20 protein-coding genes are annotated in these 19,121 nt (G+C 72.3%); 7 read left to right on the top strand and 13 right to left on the bottom strand.

Features of this window, described 5'->3' with window-relative positions; all coding sequences use genetic code 11:
- Positions 1-3: 3 nt before the first annotated feature.
- Genes K4G59_RS18955 through K4G59_RS18940 form a run of 4 tightly spaced genes read right to left on the bottom strand, consistent with a single transcriptional unit; the run spans position 4 to position 3,249 of the window.
- On the bottom strand, positions 4-942 hold the full coding sequence (locus K4G59_RS18955; protein ID WP_231252622.1) for a PfkB family carbohydrate kinase: 939 nt from the start codon (positions 940-942) through the stop codon (positions 4-6).
- On the bottom strand, positions 939-1,493 hold the full coding sequence (locus K4G59_RS18950; RefSeq protein WP_231252621.1) for a cysteine hydrolase family protein: 555 nt from the start codon (positions 1,491-1,493) through the stop codon (positions 939-941). The genes K4G59_RS18955 and K4G59_RS18950 overlap by 4 nt, the downstream gene beginning before the upstream one ends.
- Positions 1,494-1,516: 23 nt before the next feature.
- A complete protein-coding gene (locus K4G59_RS18945) occupies positions 1,517-2,356 on the bottom strand; it encodes an ABC transporter permease (protein WP_231252620.1) in 840 nt (279 codons plus the stop codon).
- Positions 2,353-3,249, bottom strand: coding sequence for an ABC transporter ATP-binding protein (locus tag K4G59_RS18940; protein ID WP_231252619.1), 897 nt, complete (start codon positions 3,247-3,249; stop codon positions 2,353-2,355). Before K4G59_RS18940 ends, K4G59_RS18945 begins: the two co-directional genes overlap by 4 nt.
- Positions 3,250-3,391: 142 nt before the next feature.
- Here K4G59_RS18940 and K4G59_RS18935 point away from each other — a divergent pair, with 142 nt between their 5' ends.
- Both K4G59_RS18935 and K4G59_RS18930 read left to right on the top strand, forming a co-directional pair.
- Entirely contained in the window at positions 3,392-4,528 is a 1,137-nt protein-coding gene (locus K4G59_RS18935; RefSeq protein WP_231252618.1) for a hypothetical protein, read from the top strand.
- 46 nt (positions 4,529-4,574) lie between these two features.
- Positions 4,575-5,381: a hypothetical protein gene (locus tag K4G59_RS18930; protein WP_231252617.1), complete on the top strand. Its 807-nt coding sequence runs from the start codon at positions 4,575-4,577 to the stop codon at positions 5,379-5,381.
- 16 nt (positions 5,382-5,397) lie between these two features.
- Here K4G59_RS18930 and K4G59_RS18925 read toward each other — a convergent pair whose 3' ends face one another.
- Positions 5,398-6,576 (bottom strand): pyridoxal phosphate-dependent aminotransferase, encoded by a 1,179-nt coding sequence (locus K4G59_RS18925; protein ID WP_308189436.1) that lies wholly within the window; start codon positions 6,574-6,576, stop codon positions 5,398-5,400.
- A gap of 39 nt (positions 6,577-6,615) precedes the next feature.
- Here K4G59_RS18925 and pyrE point away from each other — a divergent pair, with 39 nt between their 5' ends.
- The 3 genes from pyrE to K4G59_RS18910 are packed head-to-tail and all read left to right on the top strand — an operon-like array spanning position 6,616 to position 8,537.
- The gene (gene pyrE, locus K4G59_RS18920; RefSeq protein WP_231252616.1) at positions 6,616-7,152 is read left to right on the top strand and encodes an orotate phosphoribosyltransferase; all 537 of its coding nucleotides are present in this window, start codon (positions 6,616-6,618) and stop codon (positions 7,150-7,152) included.
- 30 nt (positions 7,153-7,182) lie between these two features.
- A complete protein-coding gene (locus K4G59_RS18915) occupies positions 7,183-7,848 on the top strand; it encodes a DedA family protein (RefSeq protein WP_231252615.1) in 666 nt (221 codons plus the stop codon).
- Between the two features lie 44 nt (positions 7,849-7,892).
- Positions 7,893-8,537: a TrmH family RNA methyltransferase gene (locus K4G59_RS18910; protein WP_231252649.1), complete on the top strand. Its 645-nt coding sequence runs from the start codon at positions 7,893-7,895 to the stop codon at positions 8,535-8,537.
- 137 nt (positions 8,538-8,674) lie between these two features.
- On the opposite strand, the gene K4G59_RS18905 is transcribed toward K4G59_RS18910, so the two are convergent.
- Entirely contained in the window at positions 8,675-9,172 is a 498-nt protein-coding gene (locus tag K4G59_RS18905) for a SigE family RNA polymerase sigma factor (RefSeq protein WP_231252614.1), read from the bottom strand.
- Positions 9,169-10,098 carry a hypothetical protein gene (locus K4G59_RS18900; protein WP_231252613.1) on the bottom strand — a complete coding sequence of 310 codons (930 nt, stop codon included), beginning with the start codon at positions 10,096-10,098 and terminating at the stop codon, positions 9,169-9,171. The genes K4G59_RS18905 and K4G59_RS18900 overlap by 4 nt, the downstream gene beginning before the upstream one ends.
- A 159-nt stretch (positions 10,099-10,257) precedes the next feature.
- Here K4G59_RS18900 and fbaA point away from each other — a divergent pair, with 159 nt between their 5' ends.
- Positions 10,258-11,292 (top strand): class II fructose-bisphosphate aldolase, encoded by a 1,035-nt coding sequence (gene fbaA / locus K4G59_RS18895; protein WP_231252612.1) that lies wholly within the window; start codon positions 10,258-10,260, stop codon positions 11,290-11,292.
- 69 nt (positions 11,293-11,361) lie between these two features.
- Here fbaA and K4G59_RS18890 read toward each other — a convergent pair whose 3' ends face one another.
- The 4 genes from K4G59_RS18890 to K4G59_RS18875 all read right to left on the bottom strand — a co-directional run bounded on the left by K4G59_RS18890 (position 11,362) and on the right by K4G59_RS18875 (position 16,096).
- Positions 11,362-13,488 carry a M14 family zinc carboxypeptidase gene (locus K4G59_RS18890; protein ID WP_231252611.1) on the bottom strand — a complete coding sequence of 709 codons (2,127 nt, stop codon included), beginning with the start codon at positions 13,486-13,488 and terminating at the stop codon, positions 11,362-11,364.
- Between the two features lie 98 nt (positions 13,489-13,586).
- Positions 13,587-15,305, bottom strand: coding sequence for a monocarboxylate uptake permease MctP (gene mctP / locus K4G59_RS18885; RefSeq protein ID WP_231252610.1), 1,719 nt, complete (start codon positions 15,303-15,305; stop codon positions 13,587-13,589).
- The gene (locus K4G59_RS18880; RefSeq protein WP_231252609.1) at positions 15,302-15,589 is read right to left on the bottom strand and encodes a DUF3311 domain-containing protein; all 288 of its coding nucleotides are present in this window, start codon (positions 15,587-15,589) and stop codon (positions 15,302-15,304) included. The genes mctP and K4G59_RS18880 overlap by 4 nt, the downstream gene beginning before the upstream one ends.
- Positions 15,590-15,673: 84 nt before the next feature.
- Positions 15,674-16,096, bottom strand: coding sequence for a DUF3151 domain-containing protein (locus K4G59_RS18875; RefSeq protein ID WP_231252608.1), 423 nt, complete (start codon positions 16,094-16,096; stop codon positions 15,674-15,676).
- 37 nt (positions 16,097-16,133) lie between these two features.
- Here K4G59_RS18875 and K4G59_RS18870 point away from each other — a divergent pair, with 37 nt between their 5' ends.
- Positions 16,134-16,598 carry an acyl-CoA thioesterase gene (locus K4G59_RS18870; RefSeq protein WP_231252607.1) on the top strand — a complete coding sequence of 155 codons (465 nt, stop codon included), beginning with the start codon at positions 16,134-16,136 and terminating at the stop codon, positions 16,596-16,598.
- A 29-nt stretch (positions 16,599-16,627) separates the two neighbouring features.
- Here K4G59_RS18870 and K4G59_RS18865 read toward each other — a convergent pair whose 3' ends face one another.
- Positions 16,628-17,131: a hypothetical protein gene (locus tag K4G59_RS18865; protein ID WP_231252606.1), complete on the bottom strand. Its 504-nt coding sequence runs from the start codon at positions 17,129-17,131 to the stop codon at positions 16,628-16,630.
- Between the two features lie 91 nt (positions 17,132-17,222).
- Positions 17,223-18,944, bottom strand: a complete 1,722-nt coding sequence (gene lysS / locus K4G59_RS18860; protein WP_231252605.1) for a lysine--tRNA ligase — start codon at positions 18,942-18,944, stop codon at positions 17,223-17,225.
- Between the last annotated feature and the right edge of the window lie 177 nt (positions 18,945-19,121).

The following is a 19,121-nucleotide window of genomic DNA, read 5'->3' as shown; positions in this document are numbered from 1 at the left end:
GCGTCAGCGCGCGGCCAGGAACTCGTCGACCTCCGCGGCCGTCGGCGCCGACTCGGGCCCGCGCCGGGTCACCTTGATCGCGGCGGCCGCGTTGGCCCGGCGGCACCCCTCCACCCAGGGCGTGCCGGCGGCGACCTCGGCCAGGAGGGCGCCGGTGTGCGTGTCGCCGGCCCCGTTGGTGTCGAGCGGCTTCTGCGGGAACCCCGGCACGTCGGTGGCCTCGCCGCCGACGTGCACCGCGCAGCCGCCGGGACCGTCGCGGACGATGGCGACGGCGTCGCCGCGCAGCAGCGGGGCGACGGCGCTGGTGAGGCCGGCGAGGTCCTCGGGGACGGGCCGGGCGGCCGCGCGCAGCAGGCCCTCGGCCTCTTCGGCGTTGCTCGACCACACGTCGGTCACCTCGAGCATCGCCTCGCGCACCGCGGCCGGCAGGTCCGCGAAGGCCGCGCCCGGGTCGAGCACGACGACCACGTCGGGGTCGAGCGTCGGCAGCCAGGCGAGCAGCGGGTCGCGGGTGCGGTCGAGCGCCAGCGAGAAGCCGGTGACGCACACGAGGTCGCCGGCTCCCGGGGCGGAGCTCGCGAGCGACTCCACGCTGATCTCGCGCTCCGCGCCGAGGGTCGTCACGAAGGTGCGCTGCGCGCTCGGCTCGACCATGACGACGCAGATGCCGGTGTCGAGCGTCGCGACCGCCGGGGCGGAGACGGCGATGCCCTCCGAGCCCAGGGCCGCGCGCACCAGGTCGCCGTGCGGCCCGGTCCCGTGCGCGCCGGCGTGCACGCACGCCGCGCCGAACCGGGCGGCGGCGACGAGCACGGTGACGGCCCCGCCGGCGTAGTCGGTGGCCGAGGCGGCCATCACGTTCTGGCCGCGCACCGGAAGGTCAGGCACCTCGACGACCACGTCGACGAGCGCCTGGCCGGTGTGGATGACCCGGCTCATCGGTTCCCCTCGGCGAGCACCTCGTCGCTGGGGGCAAGGGTGATCTGCGGCGGGTAGAGCGCCATCACGTCCAGCGCCGCGCGGTGGTTCTCCGGGGTCGAGCCCGCGCAGGCGTCGGTGACGACCGTGATCGTGGCGCCGGCGTCGGCGGCGGCCAGCGCCGTCGAGACGACGCAGCAGTCGGTGGACACCCCGGCCAGCACCAGGTGCGGCGTCGGGCCGGTGACCGCCTCGAGGGCCGGGCCCCACTTGCCGAAGGTCGGCAGCGAGACGACCTCGCTGCCCAGCCCCTGAGCCGACGGCACCAGCTCGAGCAGCGGGTCGTCCTCGGCCACGTCCGCGAACGGCCAGGCCTCGAGGTACGCCGCCCAGCTGCCCTGCGGGTCGGCGGCCGGGACCCAGCGGGTGACGACCGTACGCCGACCCGCCGCGCTGGCGAGTCGGCGTACGGGATCGACGACGGCGGGGAACATCGGGGAGCCCCACGGGCTCGAGGCGTCGGCGAAGATCCGCTGCGGGTCGATGACGACCAGCCAGGCGTCGGGATGCATGGCGCCAGCCTGTCAGAGCCGCGCTACTTCACCTCGGCGCGCAGCACCGCGCGCAGGCCGATGGCCAGCGGGACCCACAGCCAGACCAGCGTCGAGACGCCGAGCTGCTGCCAGTGCTCCCCGGTCATGGTCTGGTCGAAGAGCCGGGTGACGGCGAAGTTCACGTCGACCCACGGCTGGAGGTCGCGGAACCACTCCTGAAAGGCGGCGAGGGTGCCGAAGGCCACCGGCAGCACGAAGGAGTAGACGAAGTAGCCCACGATCGCGCCGGCCGAGCTGCGGAACAGCACGCCGAGCATGAAGCCCATCAGCATCCCGAGGATGTTGGCGAGCACGATGTTGCCGAACTGGGTGGCCGTGATGTCCCAGACCGCGTCGAGCCCGGTGACGGCCGAGCCCACGACGTTGCCGAGCGCTCCGACCGCGAGGGCCAGGAACATCGAGGCGACGCCCACCAGGACGGTGGCGACGACCTTCGCGCCGAGCACCCGCCCGCGCCACGGCACGAGCGTGTACGTCGTCAGGCCGGTGCGCTGGCTGTACTCACCGGTGACGGAGAGGATCGCGATGATCGGCAGCACCACCGACAGCGGCATGCCGATCGCGGTGGAGAAGGTGTTCTGGGTGATGGCCTCGTCGGGGGCCCAGATGATCACCACCGCGGTGGCGAGCACCGCGACGATGCCGACGCTCGCCATCAGCCAGAAGCCGGCGCGGGTGTCGAACATCTTGCGCAGCTCGACCGCGACGAGGCGGCTCGTCGGGATGGGGCGGACGGCACGCGCCACGGCGGACGCGCCGGTCGTCGTACGGGTCGGGGGAGAGTCCGGGGTCGCCGGCTGGATGTCTGTCGCGGTGGTCATGCTGCTGCTCCTTCTCGGGCGGTCTCGGCGGTGAGCTCGAGGAACATCTCCTCCAGGCCCGCGCCGTCGGCGGGCCGCAGCTCGCGCAGGGCGACGCCGGCGCGGTGGGCGGTCTCGCCCACGAGCTCGGGATCGGCGTCGGCGCGCAGGCCGCCGTCGATCGGGGTGGTGGTCACGGCTGCCTCGTGCAGGGCGCGGGCGAGCCGCTCGACGTCGGCGGTGCGCACGAGCGTGCCGGCGGCGGCCAGCAGCTCGGCCTTGGTGCCCTGGGCCACGATGCGGCCCTGGCCGATGACGACGAGGTCGTCGGCGATGACCTCGATCTCGTGCAGCAGGTGCGAGGACAGCAGCACGGTGCCGCCGTCGTCGGCGAAGCCGCGCAGCAGGTCACGCATCCAGCGGATGCCGGCCGGGTCGAGGCCGTTGGCGGGCTCGTCGAGGACGAGCACGTCGGGGTCGCCGATGAGGGCGGTGGCGATGCCGAGGCGCTGGCGCATGCCGAGGGAGTAGTTGCGCACCCGGCGCTCGGCCTCGTCCTCGGTCAGGCCGACCCGGGCGAGGGTCTCCGCGACCCGGGTGCGGGGCAGGCCCATCGTCTGCTGGGCGATGGCGAGGATCTCGCGACCGGTGCGACCGGCGTGCTGGGCGGAGGCGTCGAGGAGGACACCCACCTCCAGGCCGGGGTTGGCGAGCTCGCGGTAGTCGCGGCCGGCGATGGTCACGCGTCCGGTGGTCGGGCGGGTGAGGCCGACCATGACGCGCATGGTCGTGGACTTCCCGGCACCGTTGGGGCCGAGGAATCCGGTGACACGGCCGGGTGCGGCCGTGAAGGACACGTGGTCGACGGCCGTGAAGCGGCCGTAGTGCTTGGTGAGGGACTCGACACTGATCATGGGTCGAGCCTCGCCGCGCGGGGCCGTCGCGCGCATCGGGGACGAGGCCCCGTCCGTCCCTGAGGGCGACCCTGAGAAGCCCCCCAGCGCCCGCACGCGACCGCGATGAGCGGTCTTGGGTGGCACTGGGGACAATGGAGGGGTGAGCCAGCCCACCGAGCAGCGTCCGCCCCAGGTCACCCTGGCGTCGGGCATCGTCATGTTCGCCTCGTTCATGGTGCTGGTCACCGCCTGGGAGCAGGTCTCCACGATCGGCTCGCTGGAGACGCAGGAGTCGATCCGCGACGTCCTCGCCGAGTCGCCGTTCTCCTCCCTCGGCCTCGACGTCAGCAGTGCCTCGGACCTGCTCCGCTACGCGTGCATGGTCGCCGCGGCCGCCGCCTGCGCCACCGGCATCCTGGGCTGGTACGTCCGCAAGCCCGACCGTTCCGCGCGGCTGGGGCTCACGATCTTCGCGATCCCGGTCTTCGTCACCGGCCTCGCCGCCGGCGGCCTGGCCGGGTCCTTCGTCGCGGCCGGCGCCGCGATGCTCTGGATGGCCCCCGCGCGCGAGTGGTTCGCCACCGGCCGCTGGACGCCCCCCGCGCCCGCGCCCGAGAAGAGCAAGGACAAGGACCGGGGCACCAAGCGCACGGACGACCCGTGGCGTACGCCGTCCGGCGTCGGTGCGCCGGACGCCCGATCCGCCCAGCGGGGCGGGGCGTCGGCGCCCCCGCCGGCCACGCGGCCGTTCGGCGAGCCGGACACCGCGGCCCACTCGCCCTACGGCCAGCCGCTCGGCCCGCGCGGTGGCGACGAGCGCTCCGCTGTGCCCGCGGCCCCGGAGCAGCAGCAGCTGCTCCACGAGCGGCCCGGCGCGATGGTGGCGGCCTTCGTGATCACCGTGGTGACGGCCGGTGGCCTGCTCAGCCTGTCGCTGCTGTGGATCGTGATCGCCGGGCTGTCCCCGGACTTCCTGATGAGCGTGATCGAGGAGCAGCAGCCCCAGGTCGTCGAGGACGGCCTGACCCTCGAGCAGCTGCGCGGCACCGTCCTGGCGCTGGCCGGCGGGTTCGTCGCGTGGTGCGTGGTGGCGCTGGTCCTGGCCGGCTTCGCGATGGCGCGCCGCGACTGGGCGCGTCGCGGGCTGATCGTCAGCGCCGCCTTCAGCGCCGGCGCGTGCTTCGCCCTGGTGCTCAGCACGCCCCTCACCCTGATCCCGGCTGCAGCGGCGGTGGCGACCGTCCTGTGCCTGCGCCGGGTCGAGGTGCGGCGCTGGTTCGCGGTCGACGCGCGCTGAGCCTCGCGCCCTGCGCCGGCCACCGACCTCGTGGTGAGATAGTCCCATGAGCGACCAGGAGCCCGGGCCCACCCACACGCCGTACGGCCAGCCAGGCCCCTACGGCCAGCAGGGACAGCCGTCCCCCTACGGCGGGCAGGGGCAGCCGTCCTACGGCGCGCCCGCCGGGCAGGGCGACCGTCGTCCCGGCACGGTGACGGCCGCTGCCTGGATCACCATCGTCTTCTCGGGCCTGACTGCGGTGCTCTTCGGCTTCGCCGGCCTCGCCCTGCTGGTCGCCCGCGACCAGGTGATCACCGAGATGGAGCGCGTCCCGGAGTTCCAGGACGCGGGGATCGACGCCGACGCCGCCGTCGGCGTGCTCGTCGCCTTCATCCTGGGCCTCGTGGTCTGGGCGGTGATCGCGCTCGTGCTCGCGGTCTTCGTGCTCCGCCGCTCCAACGTCGCGCGCATCCTGCTCGTCATCTCGAGCTCGGTCGTCGCGCTCTTGTCGCTGCTCGGCATCACGAGTGGCGTCTCGGTCATCACGCTGATCGCCTCGGTGGCGACCATCGTGCTGCTCTTCGTCGGCGGCGCCGGCGACTGGTTCGCCCGCAAGGGCTCACCCGGCGGCTACCCCGGCGGTGGTTACCCGTCCGCCGGCCACCCCGGCGCCGGCTACGGCACGGACCCCTACGGAACCGGCAGCCAGGGCGGCGACACCTACGGGTCCAACCCGTACGCCACCCAGCCGCCGCCCGAGGCGCCGCGGGCCGACAACCCCTACGGCCAGCCGCCGTCGTCGGACAACCCCTACGGCCAGCCGCCGTCGGACGGGTCGGACCACCCGCCCCGGGACTACCCCGGCCGCTGAGGCGCGCTGCGCATCGTCAGCGCGCGAGGTCGGCCGCTGCGAGGCGGCGCAGGCCCTCGGCGATGACGTCGGGCTGCTTGCAGAAGGCCCAGCGCACCAGCTGCCGACCGGCGTCGGCGTCGTCGTGGAACCCCTGGGTCGGGATCGCGACCACGCCGGCGCGTTCAGGCAGCGCGAGGCAGAACTCGCGGCCGTCGGCCCAGCCGAGGTGCGAGATGTCGGTGGTCGTGAAGTAGGTGCCCTCCGGCACGCGGGGCGAGAGCCCGGCCGCGGTGAGGCCCTCGCACAGGAGGTCGCGCCGGGACTGCAGGTCCCGGGCGAGCTCGACCGGCCAGTCGGGCTCGTGGTCGAGCGCGTGCGCGACGGCGGGCTGCAGGGGCGAGCCCGAGGTGAAGGTGAGCCACTGCTTGGCCGCGAGCACCGCTCCTACGAGCGCGGCGGGTCCGGTGGCCCAGCCGACCTTCCAGCCGGTGAAGGACCACGACTTGCCGGCGCTCGAGAGCGTCAGCGTGCGCTCCCACATCCCCGGCAGCGTGGCGATCGGCACGTGGGAGAGACCGTCGAAGACGAGGTGCTCGTAGACCTCGTCGGTGATCACCAGCACGTCGTGCGCGATCGCCAGGTCGGCCACCACCTGCAGCTCCTCGCGGGTCAGCACGGTCCCGGTCGGGTTGTGCGGGGTGTTGAGCAGGATGACCTTGGTCCGGTCGGTGACCGCTGCCCGCAGCTCGTCGGGGTCGGGTCGGAAGGACGGTGCCCGCAGCGTCACCGATCGCCGGACCGCGCCGCACATGTCGAGCATCGCGACGTAGGAGTCGTAGTAGGGCTCGAGCACGACCACCTCGTCGCCGGGGTCGACGAGGCCGAGGAGGGCGGCGGCGACCGCCTCGGTGCAGCCGGTCGTCACGACCACCTCCTGGTCGGGATCGACCTCGAGGCCGTAGTGGCGCTGCTGGTGGCGCGCGATCGCGGCCCGCAGCGACGCCACGCCGATGCCGGGGGCGTACTGGTTGGCGCCGCCCTCGAGGGCGCGCTCGGCCGCCTCCACCACCGACCGCGGACCGTCGACGTCGGGGAAGCCCTGGCCGAGGTTGATCGCCCCGGTCCGCAGCGCGAGCGCGGACATCTCGCTGAAGACGGTGGGCGGGATGTGGGCCAGGCGGGCGGCGAGGGGCTGGGGCTTCGCGGTGGGCACGGCCCCACGCTACCCAGCGGCCTGGCTAGGGTCGGCGGTGTGAGCACCGACCCCACCCTCGCCGCCGACATCGACGCCACCTGCCGCCTCACGGGGGAGTTCACCCTCCGCTCGGGGCAGGTCGCGGACACCTACTTCGACAAGTACCTCTTCGAGGCGCAGCCCGTCCTGCTCGACCGCGTGGCCGCGCAGATGGTGGGACTGTTGCCCGAGGGCACCGAGCTCCTCGGCGGGCTCGAGCTCGGCGGTGTCCCGATCGCGACCATGGTCAGCGCGAGGACGGGCCTGCCGGCGCTGTTCGTGCGCAAGCAGGCCAAGGAGTACGGCACCGCGAAGCTGGCCGAGGGCCCCGACGTGTCCGGTCGACGGGTCACCCTCGTCGAGGACGTCATCACCACCGGCGGCGCGGTCCGCGACGCGACCCGCGCGCTGCGTGAGCTCGGCGCGGTCGTCGAGGTCGTGGTGTGCGCCATCGACCGCTCCCCGGAGGGCGAGGACCCGCTGGCCGACGTCGGGCTCGAGGTCCGGTCGGTGCTGACCCGCGCCGACCTCGACGCCGTACGCGCCGCTGGCTGACGTCGCGGACCCGTGATCTAGGGTCACGGGGTGCTGTCCCGCCTCCTCGCTGCCCAACCCGGTGCTGAGCTCGACGGCGTCGCCGGCTGGGCCGTCGACCTCATGGAGCGCCTCGGCCCCGTCGGGGCTGCGGTGGTCATCGCGGCGGAGAACCTCTTCCCGCCGCTGCCCAGCGAGGTGATCCTGCCGCTGGCCGGCTTCACCGCCAGCCAGGGCTCCTTCACCCTCGCCGAGGCCCTGATCTGGACGACGGTCGGCTCGGTGGTGGGCGCGACGCTGCTCTACGCCCTGGGCCTGCTGTTCGGCCGCCACCGGATGTACTGGGTCTGGGAGCGGCTGCCGCTGACCAAGACCTCGGACCTCGAGCGCACCGAGGAGTGGTTCGCCCGCCACGGCCGCAAGGCGGTCTTCTTCGGCCGGATGGTGCCGATCTTCCGCAGCCTGATCTCGGTGCCCGCCGGGATCGAGCGCATGCCGATCTGGCAGTTCCTCGGCCTGACCCTGGCCGGCAGCGCCATCTGGAACACCATCTTCGTCCTCGCCGGCTACTACCTCGGCGAGCAGTGGCACGTGGTCGAGACCTACGCCGGCACCTTCCAGAAGCTCGTCATCCTCACGGTCGCGTCGGCCGTGGCGTGGTGGGTGCTGCTGAGGGTCCGCTCGCTGCGCCGCCGCCCCGCCCCGCCGTCGGACTGACCGCCGTGGGTGAGGAGCCGCAGCAGCGGGCGCCCTACGACCCGATGCCCCACGGTGCACCCGAGGTGGGCGTCGGTCCGTGGGAGGGCCCGTGGCCCCAGGGCGGGCAGTGGGACCCCGACCTGCTGCGCGACGGCGACCGACGCAACGTCGTCGACCGCTACCGCTACTGGACGATGGAGGCCATCGTCGCCGACCTCGACACGCGCCGGCACGGCTTCCACGTCGCGATCGAGAACTGGCAGCACGACTTCAACATCGGCACGATCGTGCGCACCGCCAACGCCTTCCTCGCCGCGGAGGTCCACATCGTCGGCAACCGACGCTGGAACCGGCGCGGCGCGATGGTGACCGACCGCTACCAGCACGTGCGCCACCACCCCGACGCCGCCGCGCTGGCGGCGTACCTCCACGGGCTCGAGCACCCCGTGCGCCTGCTCGGCATCGACAACCTCCCGGGCAGCGAGCACCTCGAGACGATGGAGCTGCCGCGCCGGGTCTGCTTCCTCTTCGGCCAGGAGGGACCGGGCCTGTCCGAGTCGGCGCGCGAGGTCTGCGACGGGACCTTCTCGATCGCGCAGTTCGGCTCCACCCGCTCCATCAACGCCAGCTCGGCCGCGGCCATCGCCATGCACAGCTGGGTCAGGGCGTACGCCGACCTCGGCAGCGCCGACGCCTGGCGCGGCTAGCGCTGCCGGGCCGAGCGCGGCCGGGGCCGGGATGTCCCCACGGCACCCCGGACCCGACCGCGGGTCCTCGTGAGCGTCAACCTAGGCCTGACGCCGCGCGGACGCCATACCCGTGCGGGTGCAGTTTGCCTCCCCCCTCAGGCGTACCGCTGCGGCGCCAGCACCGCCTCGAGGGCCGCCAGGCCACGGCTGCTGTGGCTCTTGACCGTGCCCTCCACAATGCCGAGCTCAGCGGCCGTCTCGCGCACCGACAACCCGAGCCAGTGGCGCAGCACGACCACCTTGCGCTGCTGCTCGGGGAGCGCCTGCAGCGCTTCGAAGAGCGCCGAGCGCTCCTCGGTCGAGGTCGGCCCGTGGGCGGCCACCTCGGGCAGGTGCTCGCTGGGTCGCTCGCGCCGCCACGGCCGACGGGACTCGTCGATGTTGGCCCGCACCATGATCTGGCGGACGTAGGCCTCCTCGTTCCCCTCGTGGCGGATGCGCGGCCAGGCGACGTACAGCTTGGTCAGGGCGGTCTGCAGCAGGTCGTCGGCGCGGTGCCAGTCGCCGCAGAGCGCGTAGGCGATGCGGCGCAGGCGAGCCTGGCGGGCGGCGACGAACTCGCTGAAGGCTGCGTCGCGGTCCGTGCTCCTCATCGCATGCCCTCGCCGGAGGCGTACTGCCGGCGTGCCCACTCGACGAAGGCGTCGAGGGACTCGAAGCGACCGCCGGCGTGGACCACCTCGAGCTCGTCGTCCACCACGCGCCACGCGACGTATTCCGACAGGCCGGTCACCTGCAACCGGGCAACTCCGGTGCGGTCGGACTCCAGCGCGAAGCCGCCCCCCAGGTCGACCTCGCGGGTCTCCCGCACGGCGACGAACGGGGACGCGGACGCGATCGTGCCGGCCGGGGCCAGCTTGAGCCACGCGTCCGGGGTCGCGGTCACGTCCGCAGGAGAGTCATCGGTCCCCAGGTCGAGGGAGCGCTCGATCCTCACCTTGTCGGCCAGCCATCCCGCGAAGTTTCCGGTCGCCGGCTCGGTGTGGAGCGAGGTGGACCCGTTGTCGTAGGTGACGAGCGAGTACTTCTCCTCCCCCTCGAACATCACGCGCAGACCGATCGACGACCGGCCCGCGCGGGCGGGCTGATCCATGGGGTCGGCGACGCTCTGCAGCACCGGCCCGGCACCGGGCGCGAGCACCAGTCCGTCGTCGGTGAGCGTGGCGGGGTTGCCGACGAAATCGACGTCCAGCCCCGTCTGCTGGTCAGCGGTCGACTGCAGCTCCTCCGGCCCCAGCCGCCGCTCGCGCCTGGTCTCGGCGTCGGACCCTCCCGCGCTCCGGTCGGGGGCTGGGCCCTGGGTGGCCAGCGGCGCCTCGCTGCGGGGCGTGCTGCCCGGGCTGGTCGACCAGACCACGCCACCGACGAGCACCACGGCGGCCGAGATGATGACGGCCGCCGCCGCCCGCCGACGGCGTACGGCGCTCCTGCCAGCCGCGACGTAGTGGCCCGCAGGGACGTCGCGGCCGTCCCCGAACGAGCTGTCGAGCTCGCGCTGCCAGTCGATCTCCGTGCTCATCGAGTGTTCCCCCTGCGGGTGAGTGTGCCAGCCGTGGAGACGGAGCGGTGGCACCGAACGGTTGTCACGTGGTGAGACGGGAGCTCGCAGGATTTCGGACCCACCAGTAGCCACTAGGGTTGGGAGTGCCTGTAGGACCCCTTCTGAGGAGAACCGCCGATGCCCATCGCCACCCCCGAGGTCTACGCGCAGATGCTGGACGCCGCGAAGGCCAAGTCCTTCGCCTACCCGGCCATCAACGTGTCGTCCTCCCAGACGCTCAACGCCGCGCTCAAGGGCTTCGCCGACGCCGGCTCCGACGGCATCATCCAGGTGTCCACGGGCGGCGCGGAGTACCTCTCCGGCCCGTCCGTGAAGGACATGGTGTCCGGCTCGGTGGCCTTCGCCGCCTATGCCGCCGAGGTCGCGAAGAACTACCCCGTCAACATCGCGCTGCACACCGACCACTGCCCCAAGGACAAGCTCGACGGCTTCGTCCGCCCGCTGCTCGACATCTCCGCCGAGCGCGTCGCGCGCGGCGAGGCCCCGCTCTTCCAGTCGCACATGTGGGACGGCTCCGCGGTGCCGCTGGAGGAGAACCTCCAGATCGCCGAGGAGCTGCTCGCCAAGTGCGCCGCGGCCCAGATCATCCTCGAGATCGAGGTCGGTGTCGTCGGCGGTGAGGAGGACGGCGTGGCCAACGAGATCAACGACCAGCTCTACACCACGCCCGAGGACGCGATCGCCACGGTCAAGGCGCTCGGCGCCGGCGAGCGCGGTCGCTACATGACGGCGCTGACCTTCGGCAACGTGCACGGCGTCTACAAGCCCGGCAACGTCAAGCTGCGCCCGGAGATCCTCAAGACCGCGCAGGAGGCAGCCGCTTCCGAGCTCGGCCTGGGCTCCGACGCCCGCCCGTTCGACCTGGTCTTCCACGGCGGCTCCGGCTCGTCCGCGCAGGAGATCAGCGACGCGGTCGACTTCGGCGTGATCAAGATGAACGTCGACACCGACACCCAGTACGCCTTCACCCGCCCGGTCGCGGCGCACATGTTCGCCCACTACGACGGCGTGCTGAAGGTCGACGGCGAGGTCGGCAACAAGAAGCAGTACGACCCGCGCGCCTGGGGCAAGGCAGCCGAGGCCGGCATGGCCGAGCGCATCGTGGAGGCCTGCCAGAACCTGCGCTCCGCGGGGACGTCGCTCGCCGGCTGACCCACGCCCGGCACGACGACGCCCGCCCTGCTCCTACGAGCAGGGCGGGCGTCGTGCGGTCCGGGCCGGTCAGCGGCCCCAGCGCCGCGAGCACTCCTTGAGGTCGACCCTCACCTGCTGACCGCGCTCGACCACGACCGGCACGGTCTGCAGGACCTGCCCGTCCTTCTCGCACGTCAGGGTCCAGGCCTCGACCAGCGGAGCGGTGAGCTGCTCCGTCGCGTCGTACAGGGCCGCGGTGAGCGTGTAGGTCGGTGTCACCGACGCGAAGTTCACCACCCGCAGGACGTAGGTGCCCGGCGTGGGGGCGTTGATCGTCGCCCGCTCCTTGTCGCCCACGAAGTTCCCCGAGCCGCCGACCTCGGTCAGCGAGCCGTCGGCCTCCTTGCGGTAGACCTCCAGGTCGAGGTCGTCCGGCGTCGGCCAGTCGAGGTCGACGTGCAGGATCTCCTGGTCGGTCTCGGTCACGACGAGCTCGTGGTCCACCGAGGTCCCCGGTGCGACGGTGCCGGTGAAGGTCTCGCTGCGGGTCGGCTCCTCCGCGAGCAGCTTGACCAGGCGTGCCTGGACCGCCGGGCGGGTGGACTGGTTGACGTCCCAGCTGAAGGTCTTGGCACCAGTGACCATCGAGCTCTCGAGGGAGTCGGTGAAGTCGTTCTCGGGGCTCCAGGTGGGCGTGGAGAACTCCTTGCGCAGCCGCAGCGTCGCGCCCGCGGGGGCCTTGCCCGAGATGACCGCGTGGCTGCCGCGGTCGATGGCCTCCTCGAAGGCGATGAGGTACGCCTCGCGGTTGCCCTTGCCGGCGTACGCGCCTGCTCCGAGGTACTCGTCGACCACCTGGGCGAAGGGCGGGTGGAACTCGTCGGGGCCGATCTCGAAGGTGTAGCCGTAGCCGCCGGTGGCGTTGTAGGACCAGTCCTCGGTGGTGCCGGTCGTGTCGTAGAGCTCCCAGCCGTGGATGTTGGCATAGCCGTTCTGCGCGGTCATCCGCGCGCCGACCTTCTTCATCGCCTCCTCGTCGGGGGCGTCGCCCACCGGCAGCCCGTCGGCACCGATCGTCGTCGGGTTCACGCCGTTGGGCCGCAGCACCAGGTTGGAGAAGGTGTGGTTGGAGATCATCATCGTGACCTGCCGCGAGGAGATCAGGTCGCGCACGTTGCGGGTCTCCGGCTCCGAGAACGGCTCGGCGCCGCGGTAGGTCGGGTCGGCGAAGAGGTCCGAGGCGCCGGGCCCGCCCCACAGCCCGCCGTAGTTGCGGTTGAGGTCGGTGCCGACGAGGAAGCCGCCGGGGCTGGTCAGGCTGAAGGCGGCGCACGTGCCGTCGGGGGTGTCCTGGCCGTCGACGACCCGGCAGTTCTTGCGCTTGTAGGCGTTGCCGGGGGTGCCGAGGATCGAGGCGGTGCCGCCGCCGTCGAGCTCGCGCAGGTCGACCAGCTGGCCGTCGGTGAAGGAGAGGTGGAAGCCGTCGGGGTTCACCACCGGCACCACCACCATGCGGCCGCGGTCGAGAAGGCTGCGGATGCGCGGGTCGCCGGCGCGGGCGCCCTTGACGAGGTCGACGGCGAACTCCATCGCGTGCTCGCCCGAGGGCCACTCGCGGGCGTGGTGCACGCCGAACATCGCGAAGGTGGGTCGACCGTCACGGGCCGCGACGTCCGTCGCGATCTCGACGCCGTGGACCGTCCGCCCGTCCAGGGTCTTCTCGGGCAGCGTCAGCAGCCTGACCAGGCCGGGGTTGGCCTGGGCCATGGCCTTCATCTCGGAGTTGTAGTCGGCCAGGCTGCGGTAGGCGTCGCGGCCCGAGGGCAGCGCCGTGCGCAGCCGGGTGGCCGCGAAGAGGTCGTCGAGTCGGTTGATCTCGGCCTCGCGACGCAGCAGGTCGGGGATCCGCACGTCCCACGTGAAGCCGGCTGCCCGCAGGGCGTCACGGTCGGCGACGGTGTGGAGCACGATCTCGACGTAGTCGTGACCGGCGTGCTCGGTGAGGTCGAGGCCGAGTGCCTGGAGCCGCGACTTGTCGGCACGGGTCGGGGTGTCCACCGTGACCAGCCGCGGGGCGAACAGCTCGGTCGCGGAGGTGAGCGGGTCCTGGGCGGCGGACGGGACGGTGAGGGCTGCGACGGTGAGGGCGAGCGTCGAGGCCGCGAGTGCGGCCAGCGTCGACGCCTTCCGGAACCGGGACGGGTGAGTGCGCATGAGTTCCTCCGGGGGCGTGTGCGGCGGCTGAGGGGCGCCGCGTTGACCGGAACAACGCGGCGCCCTGCGTCAGGTCACGCCCACCGGAGGAGCTGCTGTCAGCGCGCCGGTGCGTTCCCCGCGATGTCGTCCGGGTCGCCGTACGGCATCTCGTGCGAGCTGTGCTCCACGAGGTCCTTCTGCACCCGCGGGTCGTCGGCGTCGGCGAAGTAGTCGAACGGGATCGTCTCGTCGCGACCGTTGGACACGTTCGCCGCCCGCAGCGCCACCGTCAGCACGGTCGCGACGGCCACGTTGATGACGAAGGCCGTCATCGCGATGTAGCCCATCTCGCCGATGCCGGGGATGTTGTCGAGCGAGCCGCCGAAGGCCTTCCCGGTGACCGGGTTCTTCACGTTGTAGGCCCCGACGGTGCCGTAGACCATGCCGACGGCCCAGCCGACGAGCAGGCCGTAGCGGTGGAACCACCGCGTGAAGAGGCTGAACACGATCACCGGGAAGGTCTGGAGCATCCAGATGCCGCCGAGGAGCTGGAAGTTGATCGCGTTCTGCTTGTCGAGGGTGAGCACGAAGATCAGCGCGAACGCCTTCACCAGCAGCGACATCAGCTTGGAGACCTTGGCCTCCTGCGCGGGGGTGGCGTCCTTCTTGAGCCACTCCTTGTAGATGTTGCGGCTGAACGTGTTGGCCGCGGCGATCGACATGATGGCGGCCGGCACGAGCGCGCCGATCGCGATCGCGGCGAAGGCGACCCCGGCGAACCACGCCGGGAACATGTCCTCGAACAGCTGCGGGATCACCAGCTGCGCGTTGGGCTCGCCGTCGAGGCCGATCGGCTGCGTGCCCGCAGCGATCGCGACCCAGCCGAGCAGGGCCAGCAGGCCGAGCACGAAGGAGTACGCCGGCAGGATGGCGGCGTTGCGACGGATCGTGTTGCGGGAGTTCGACGACAGTGACGCGGTGATCGAGTGCGGGTACATGAACAGCGCCAGCGCGGAGCCCAGCGCCAGGGTGGCGTACGCCCAGCCCTGGCCGGCGCCGGGGATGAACGATCCGGTGGGGCCGCCGGTCGCCTCGTTGGTGGCGGCCATCTTGTCCTCGGCCGCGCCGAAGATCGCGTCCCAGCCGCCGACCTGGCCGGGCAGGTAGACGATCGCCACGATGATCACGAGGTAGATCAGGATGTCCTTGACGAAGGCGATGACCGCCGGAGCCCGCAGGCCGCTGGAGTAGGTGTAGGCCGCGAGCAGCGCGAAGGCGATGAAGAGCGGCGCGTCCTTCTGGACGATGTTGTCGCCGCCGCCGAGCCCGGCCACCTCCAGCACCGCCTGGATGCCGACGAGCTGGAGCGCGATGTAGGGCATGGTGGCCACGAAGCCGGTGACCGCGACGGCGAGGGACAGCCCCCGGTCGTCGTACCTGCCGCGCACGAAGTCGGCCGTCGTGACGTAGCCGTGGCGGTGGCTCACCGACCACAGCCGCGCCATGAAGATGAAGATGATCGGGTAGAGCACGATCGTGTAGGGCACGGCGAAGAATCCGGCGACCGCACCGGTCGCGAACATCGCGGCCGGGACGGCGACGAAGGTGTACGCCGTGTAGAGGTCGCCGCCGAGCAGGAACCACGTGATCCAGGTGCCGAACTTGCGACCGCCCAGGCCCCACTCCTCGAGCGACTCCATCGAGTCCGCGCGCATGAAGCGGGTGGCCATGAAGCCGGCGACGGTCACCAGGGCGAAGAGGGCGATGAGGACCGAGAGCGCGACGCCGTTGATGCCGTCGGTCTCGGCGGCCATCACGGTCAGCTGCGGCGTCATCGGTCCCCACCCACCTTGTGCGTGGTCTTGCCGCGGGCCGACAGCGTGAGCTTGTACGCCGTCCAGGTCAGGGCGGAGCAGATGAAGACCCAGAGGAACTGGTACCAGAAGAAGAACGGGAAGCCGAGCAGCGTCGGCTCGACCTTCGCGTAGTGCGGCACCCAGAGGAGCACGACGATGGGGATGAGGAGCAGGACGGCGGCGAGCGCCATCTTGCCCTTGTCGGTCGGGGGGACGCCCGGGTCTTCAGGGCGCGACTGCAGAGGTGTGTTCCCGGAATTCACCCGCGAGACCTTACCGGCGCGGCGACGCGCGTCACCCCTCCGTCGGGGTGGCTCGACCAGCGGTCGATCTGCCGCGACGAGCGGTCAGAGGAGCTCGTCCGCCGCCGCCGGGCTGGATTCGCGGAGGAAGGTGGAGCAGCGCTCCCACTCGGGCGTCTCGCCGATGGCGCGCGCAGCCGTCGCGAGCAGGGCGAGCGAGCGCAGGAAGCCGCGGTTGGGCTCGTGCTCCCACGGCACGGGTCCGTGGCCCTTCCAGCCGTTGCGTCGCAGCCGGTCGAGTGAGCGGTGGTAGCCGACGCGGGCGTAGGCGTAGACGGTGACGTCGTCGGCGCCGGCCTGCTGGGCCTCGGCGGCCATCGCGGCCCAGGCGGCGGGCGACTCCGGGTGGCGGCGTACGACCGCGGCGGGGGCCTCGCCGCCGGCCAGCTCGGCGTCGGCGGGGTCGGCGGGAAGGTGGGTGGGCGGGGGACCGGCCATCAGGTCGCCGCCGAAGGGTCCGGAGGTCATGGCCCAACCCTAGGCGGGCGTCCGACACACTTCGGTCATGGCCCAGACCTTCACCACCGAGATCCAGGCGCGCTACCGCGACATCAACCTCGCCGGGCACGTCGACAACGTCGAGGCCGTGCGCGTGCTCGACGAGGCGCGCTACGAGTTCCTGCGCTTCGCGCACCTGCCGGGCCTGCCCGAGGGGGCGACCGGCCTGCTGCACGGCACGCCGGACGGGGTCTCGGAGCTGGTCGCGTCGCAGACCATCGAGTACCACGGTGAGATGCGGTTCGTCCCCTACCAGCCGTTCCTGGCCTCGCTCTGGGTGACGCGGGTCGGCCGGTCGTCGTTCACGGTCGCCGCGGAGCTGCGGGTCGAGGCGGGTGGCGCCCCGGCGGCGGTGTGGGAGTGCGTCAACGTCCTGTGGGACCACGCGGCGCAGTCGGCGTGGGCGATCAGCGACGCCGTGCGCGCCGACCTCGAGCGTTACCTCGGCGAGCCGGTCAGCTTCCGCAGCTGACCGGCCCACCGGGGCGTCGGAACGGTCGGTCAGCCGACGACGGCGCAGACGACGTCGATCGTCAGGGTGTCGGCGGTGTCGTAGTAGTTCGCGGCGTACGCCGTCGCCGACGTCGCGCTGAGGTCGATGCTGACCGCTGTTCCGGTGTAGGCCCCGGCGAGCTCGCCGGCGGCGCTGAGCACCTTCTTGCCGGGCGGGCAGTTGGCGACGACCTCACCGCCGTCGTCGGCCGGGATGACGGCAGACGCGGTGACGATCTGGTAGCCCGAGACGCCCGGCGCACCAGCGGCTCCCGGGGCCCCGGCGGGACCGGTGGCGCCCTTGAGCGAGGAGAGCGTCGACGACGACATGTCCCTCGTCGACAGGGTGCCGTTCTTGATGTCCTTCGTCGTGACCGTGTTGTCCTTGATCTGCTTGCCGGTGATGACGAGGGCAGCAGTGGCACCGCTCGTGGCCGAGGCCACGACGAGGGCGCCGGCGATGACGATGGTGGGGATGCCGCGGCGAACGGTGCCGAGCGCGTTGTTGAGCATGGATTTCCTCCGTGTGGTTGGGATGTCGGCATCCCACCACCGGCTCGTCAGGCCCGGCCTGACTTTCGGAATGTGCTCGAGGTGAAACGGCTCAGGCGCCGAGCAGCCGGCGCACCTTCGCCGGTCCCAGCGCCAGCACCAGCGTCGGCAGGCGCGGACCGCGGTCGGCGTCGACGAGGAGGTGGTAGAGCAGCCGGAAGAAGTCCTTCTGGTCCGCCTTCACCTCATGCGTCGGCGCGTCCTCGAAGCCGAGCCCGCGGGCGACCTTCGGCACGCCGTAGACGACCGAGGTGACCGCGTCGAGGTCGCCGTCCTCGGGGAGCCGGTCGAGGAAGATCCGCAGCCACAGCTCCTCGTCCTCGGACAACCTGGCCAGGCGCTCGGTGTCCGGCGTCTCGCGCACCGTGGTGCGCTCGTCGGCGGGCACGTGCTCGACCGTCCACTGCATGGCCTTGGACAGCCGCGGCTCGAGGTCGGCGACCGAGTCGTGCGGGAAGCCCGAGGACTCCACGATCCGAGAGATGAGCTCGGCCGAGCCCGCGGTCACGTCGGCGACCGAGGACAGGGTGCGGAACGGCACGGGGACGGCCGGGGTGGGCAGCCGGCCGGCGGACGCCGTCTCGCAGGCGCGGTGCCAGGCGAGGGTCGCGACGTCCGACTTCTCCGCAGCCTTGCGGCCGAGCGCGTCCCACTCGTCGTAGAGCCGCACGATGGCCGGACCGAAGTCGATGTCGAAGGCCTGGGTCGGGGCGCGGCGGACGTAGAGCCAGCGCAGCATCGGTGCCTCGAGGATGCGCAGCGCGTCGGTCGCGGTGGGCACGCCGCCGGCCGACGACGACATCTTCTGCACCCCGGCGAACCCGACGAAGGCGTAGATCACGCGGGCGGGCGCGCGCCAGTCGAAGATCGAGGGCGCGATCTCGGTGCCGACGGTGTAGGACGACCCGGGGGTCATGTGGTCGCGACCGGCCGGCTCGAAGTTGACCTTCTCGTAGGCCCAGCGCATCGGCCAGTCGACCTTCCACACGAGCTTGCCGTCGTTGTCGCTCGACAGGTCGGTGGTGCCGTCGTGGCCGCAGGAGGCGCAGGTGTAGGACAGCGTCGTGGTGGCCTCGTCGTACGCCGTGGTGGTGACGGTGTCGCGCCCGCACTCGCGGCAGTAGGGCCGGTAGGGGAAACGGACGATCGAGTCGGGGGAGGAGTCGGGAGAGGTCGTCGCCTCGTCGGCGTCCTCGTTGGCGACCGAGTCCGCGAGGTCGGCGGCCTCCTGCGCGGAGGCGTCGTCGCCGGCGCTCACCTTCTTGGTGCGGTGCCGGGCGAGCACCGCCTCGATGTCGTCGCGGCGCGCCACGGCCTCGAGGACCTGCCGGCGGTAGGCGCCGGAGGTGTACATCTCGGTCTGGGAGATCTCTTCCATCTCCACGCCGAGCTCGCGCAGCGCGTCCTGCAGGGGGGCCTTGAAGTGCTCGGCCCAGCTCGCGTGGCACTCCCACGGGTCGGGCACCGCGGTGAGGGGGCGCCCGATGTGGTCGGCCCACTCGGCCGGCACCCCGGCGGGGACCTTGCGGAAGCGGTCGAAGTCGTCCCACGAGTGGAGGTGGCGCACCGGCACGCCGCGTCGGCGCAGCTCCTCGGCGACGAAGTGGGGGGTGATGAACTCCCGCAGGTTGCCCAGGTGGATCGGACCGCTCGGCGAGGCGCCCGAGGCGACCGTCACCAGGTTGCCCTCGCCGGCGTGGCGTACGGCGTCGTCCGCCGCGCGCGTCACCCAGTCGATCGGCTCACCCTGTCCCTGTCGTCCACCTCGTGCCATGGCGCCAAGGCTATCGGTGGACACGGGCAGCGCCGGAGTCGTCCCCCGAAGCGACTCCGACGCTGTGCTCCCGAGGAGCTGACCTCGCCGCACACCCCCGCACGCGACTGGTCGCCTCATTATGGAGTGGCCGGTCGCTGCCACATGGTTCGCGAGTGCCGCTGGCACTAAACTGCC

The sequence above is a fragment of the Nocardioides furvisabuli genome (assembly GCF_021083185.1).
In the GTDB taxonomy this organism is placed as follows: Bacteria; Actinomycetota; Actinomycetes; order Propionibacteriales; family Nocardioidaceae; genus Nocardioides; species Nocardioides furvisabuli.
Note: the sequence above shows the minus strand (reverse complement) of the source record. Positions and strands in the feature narration are given on the sequence as shown.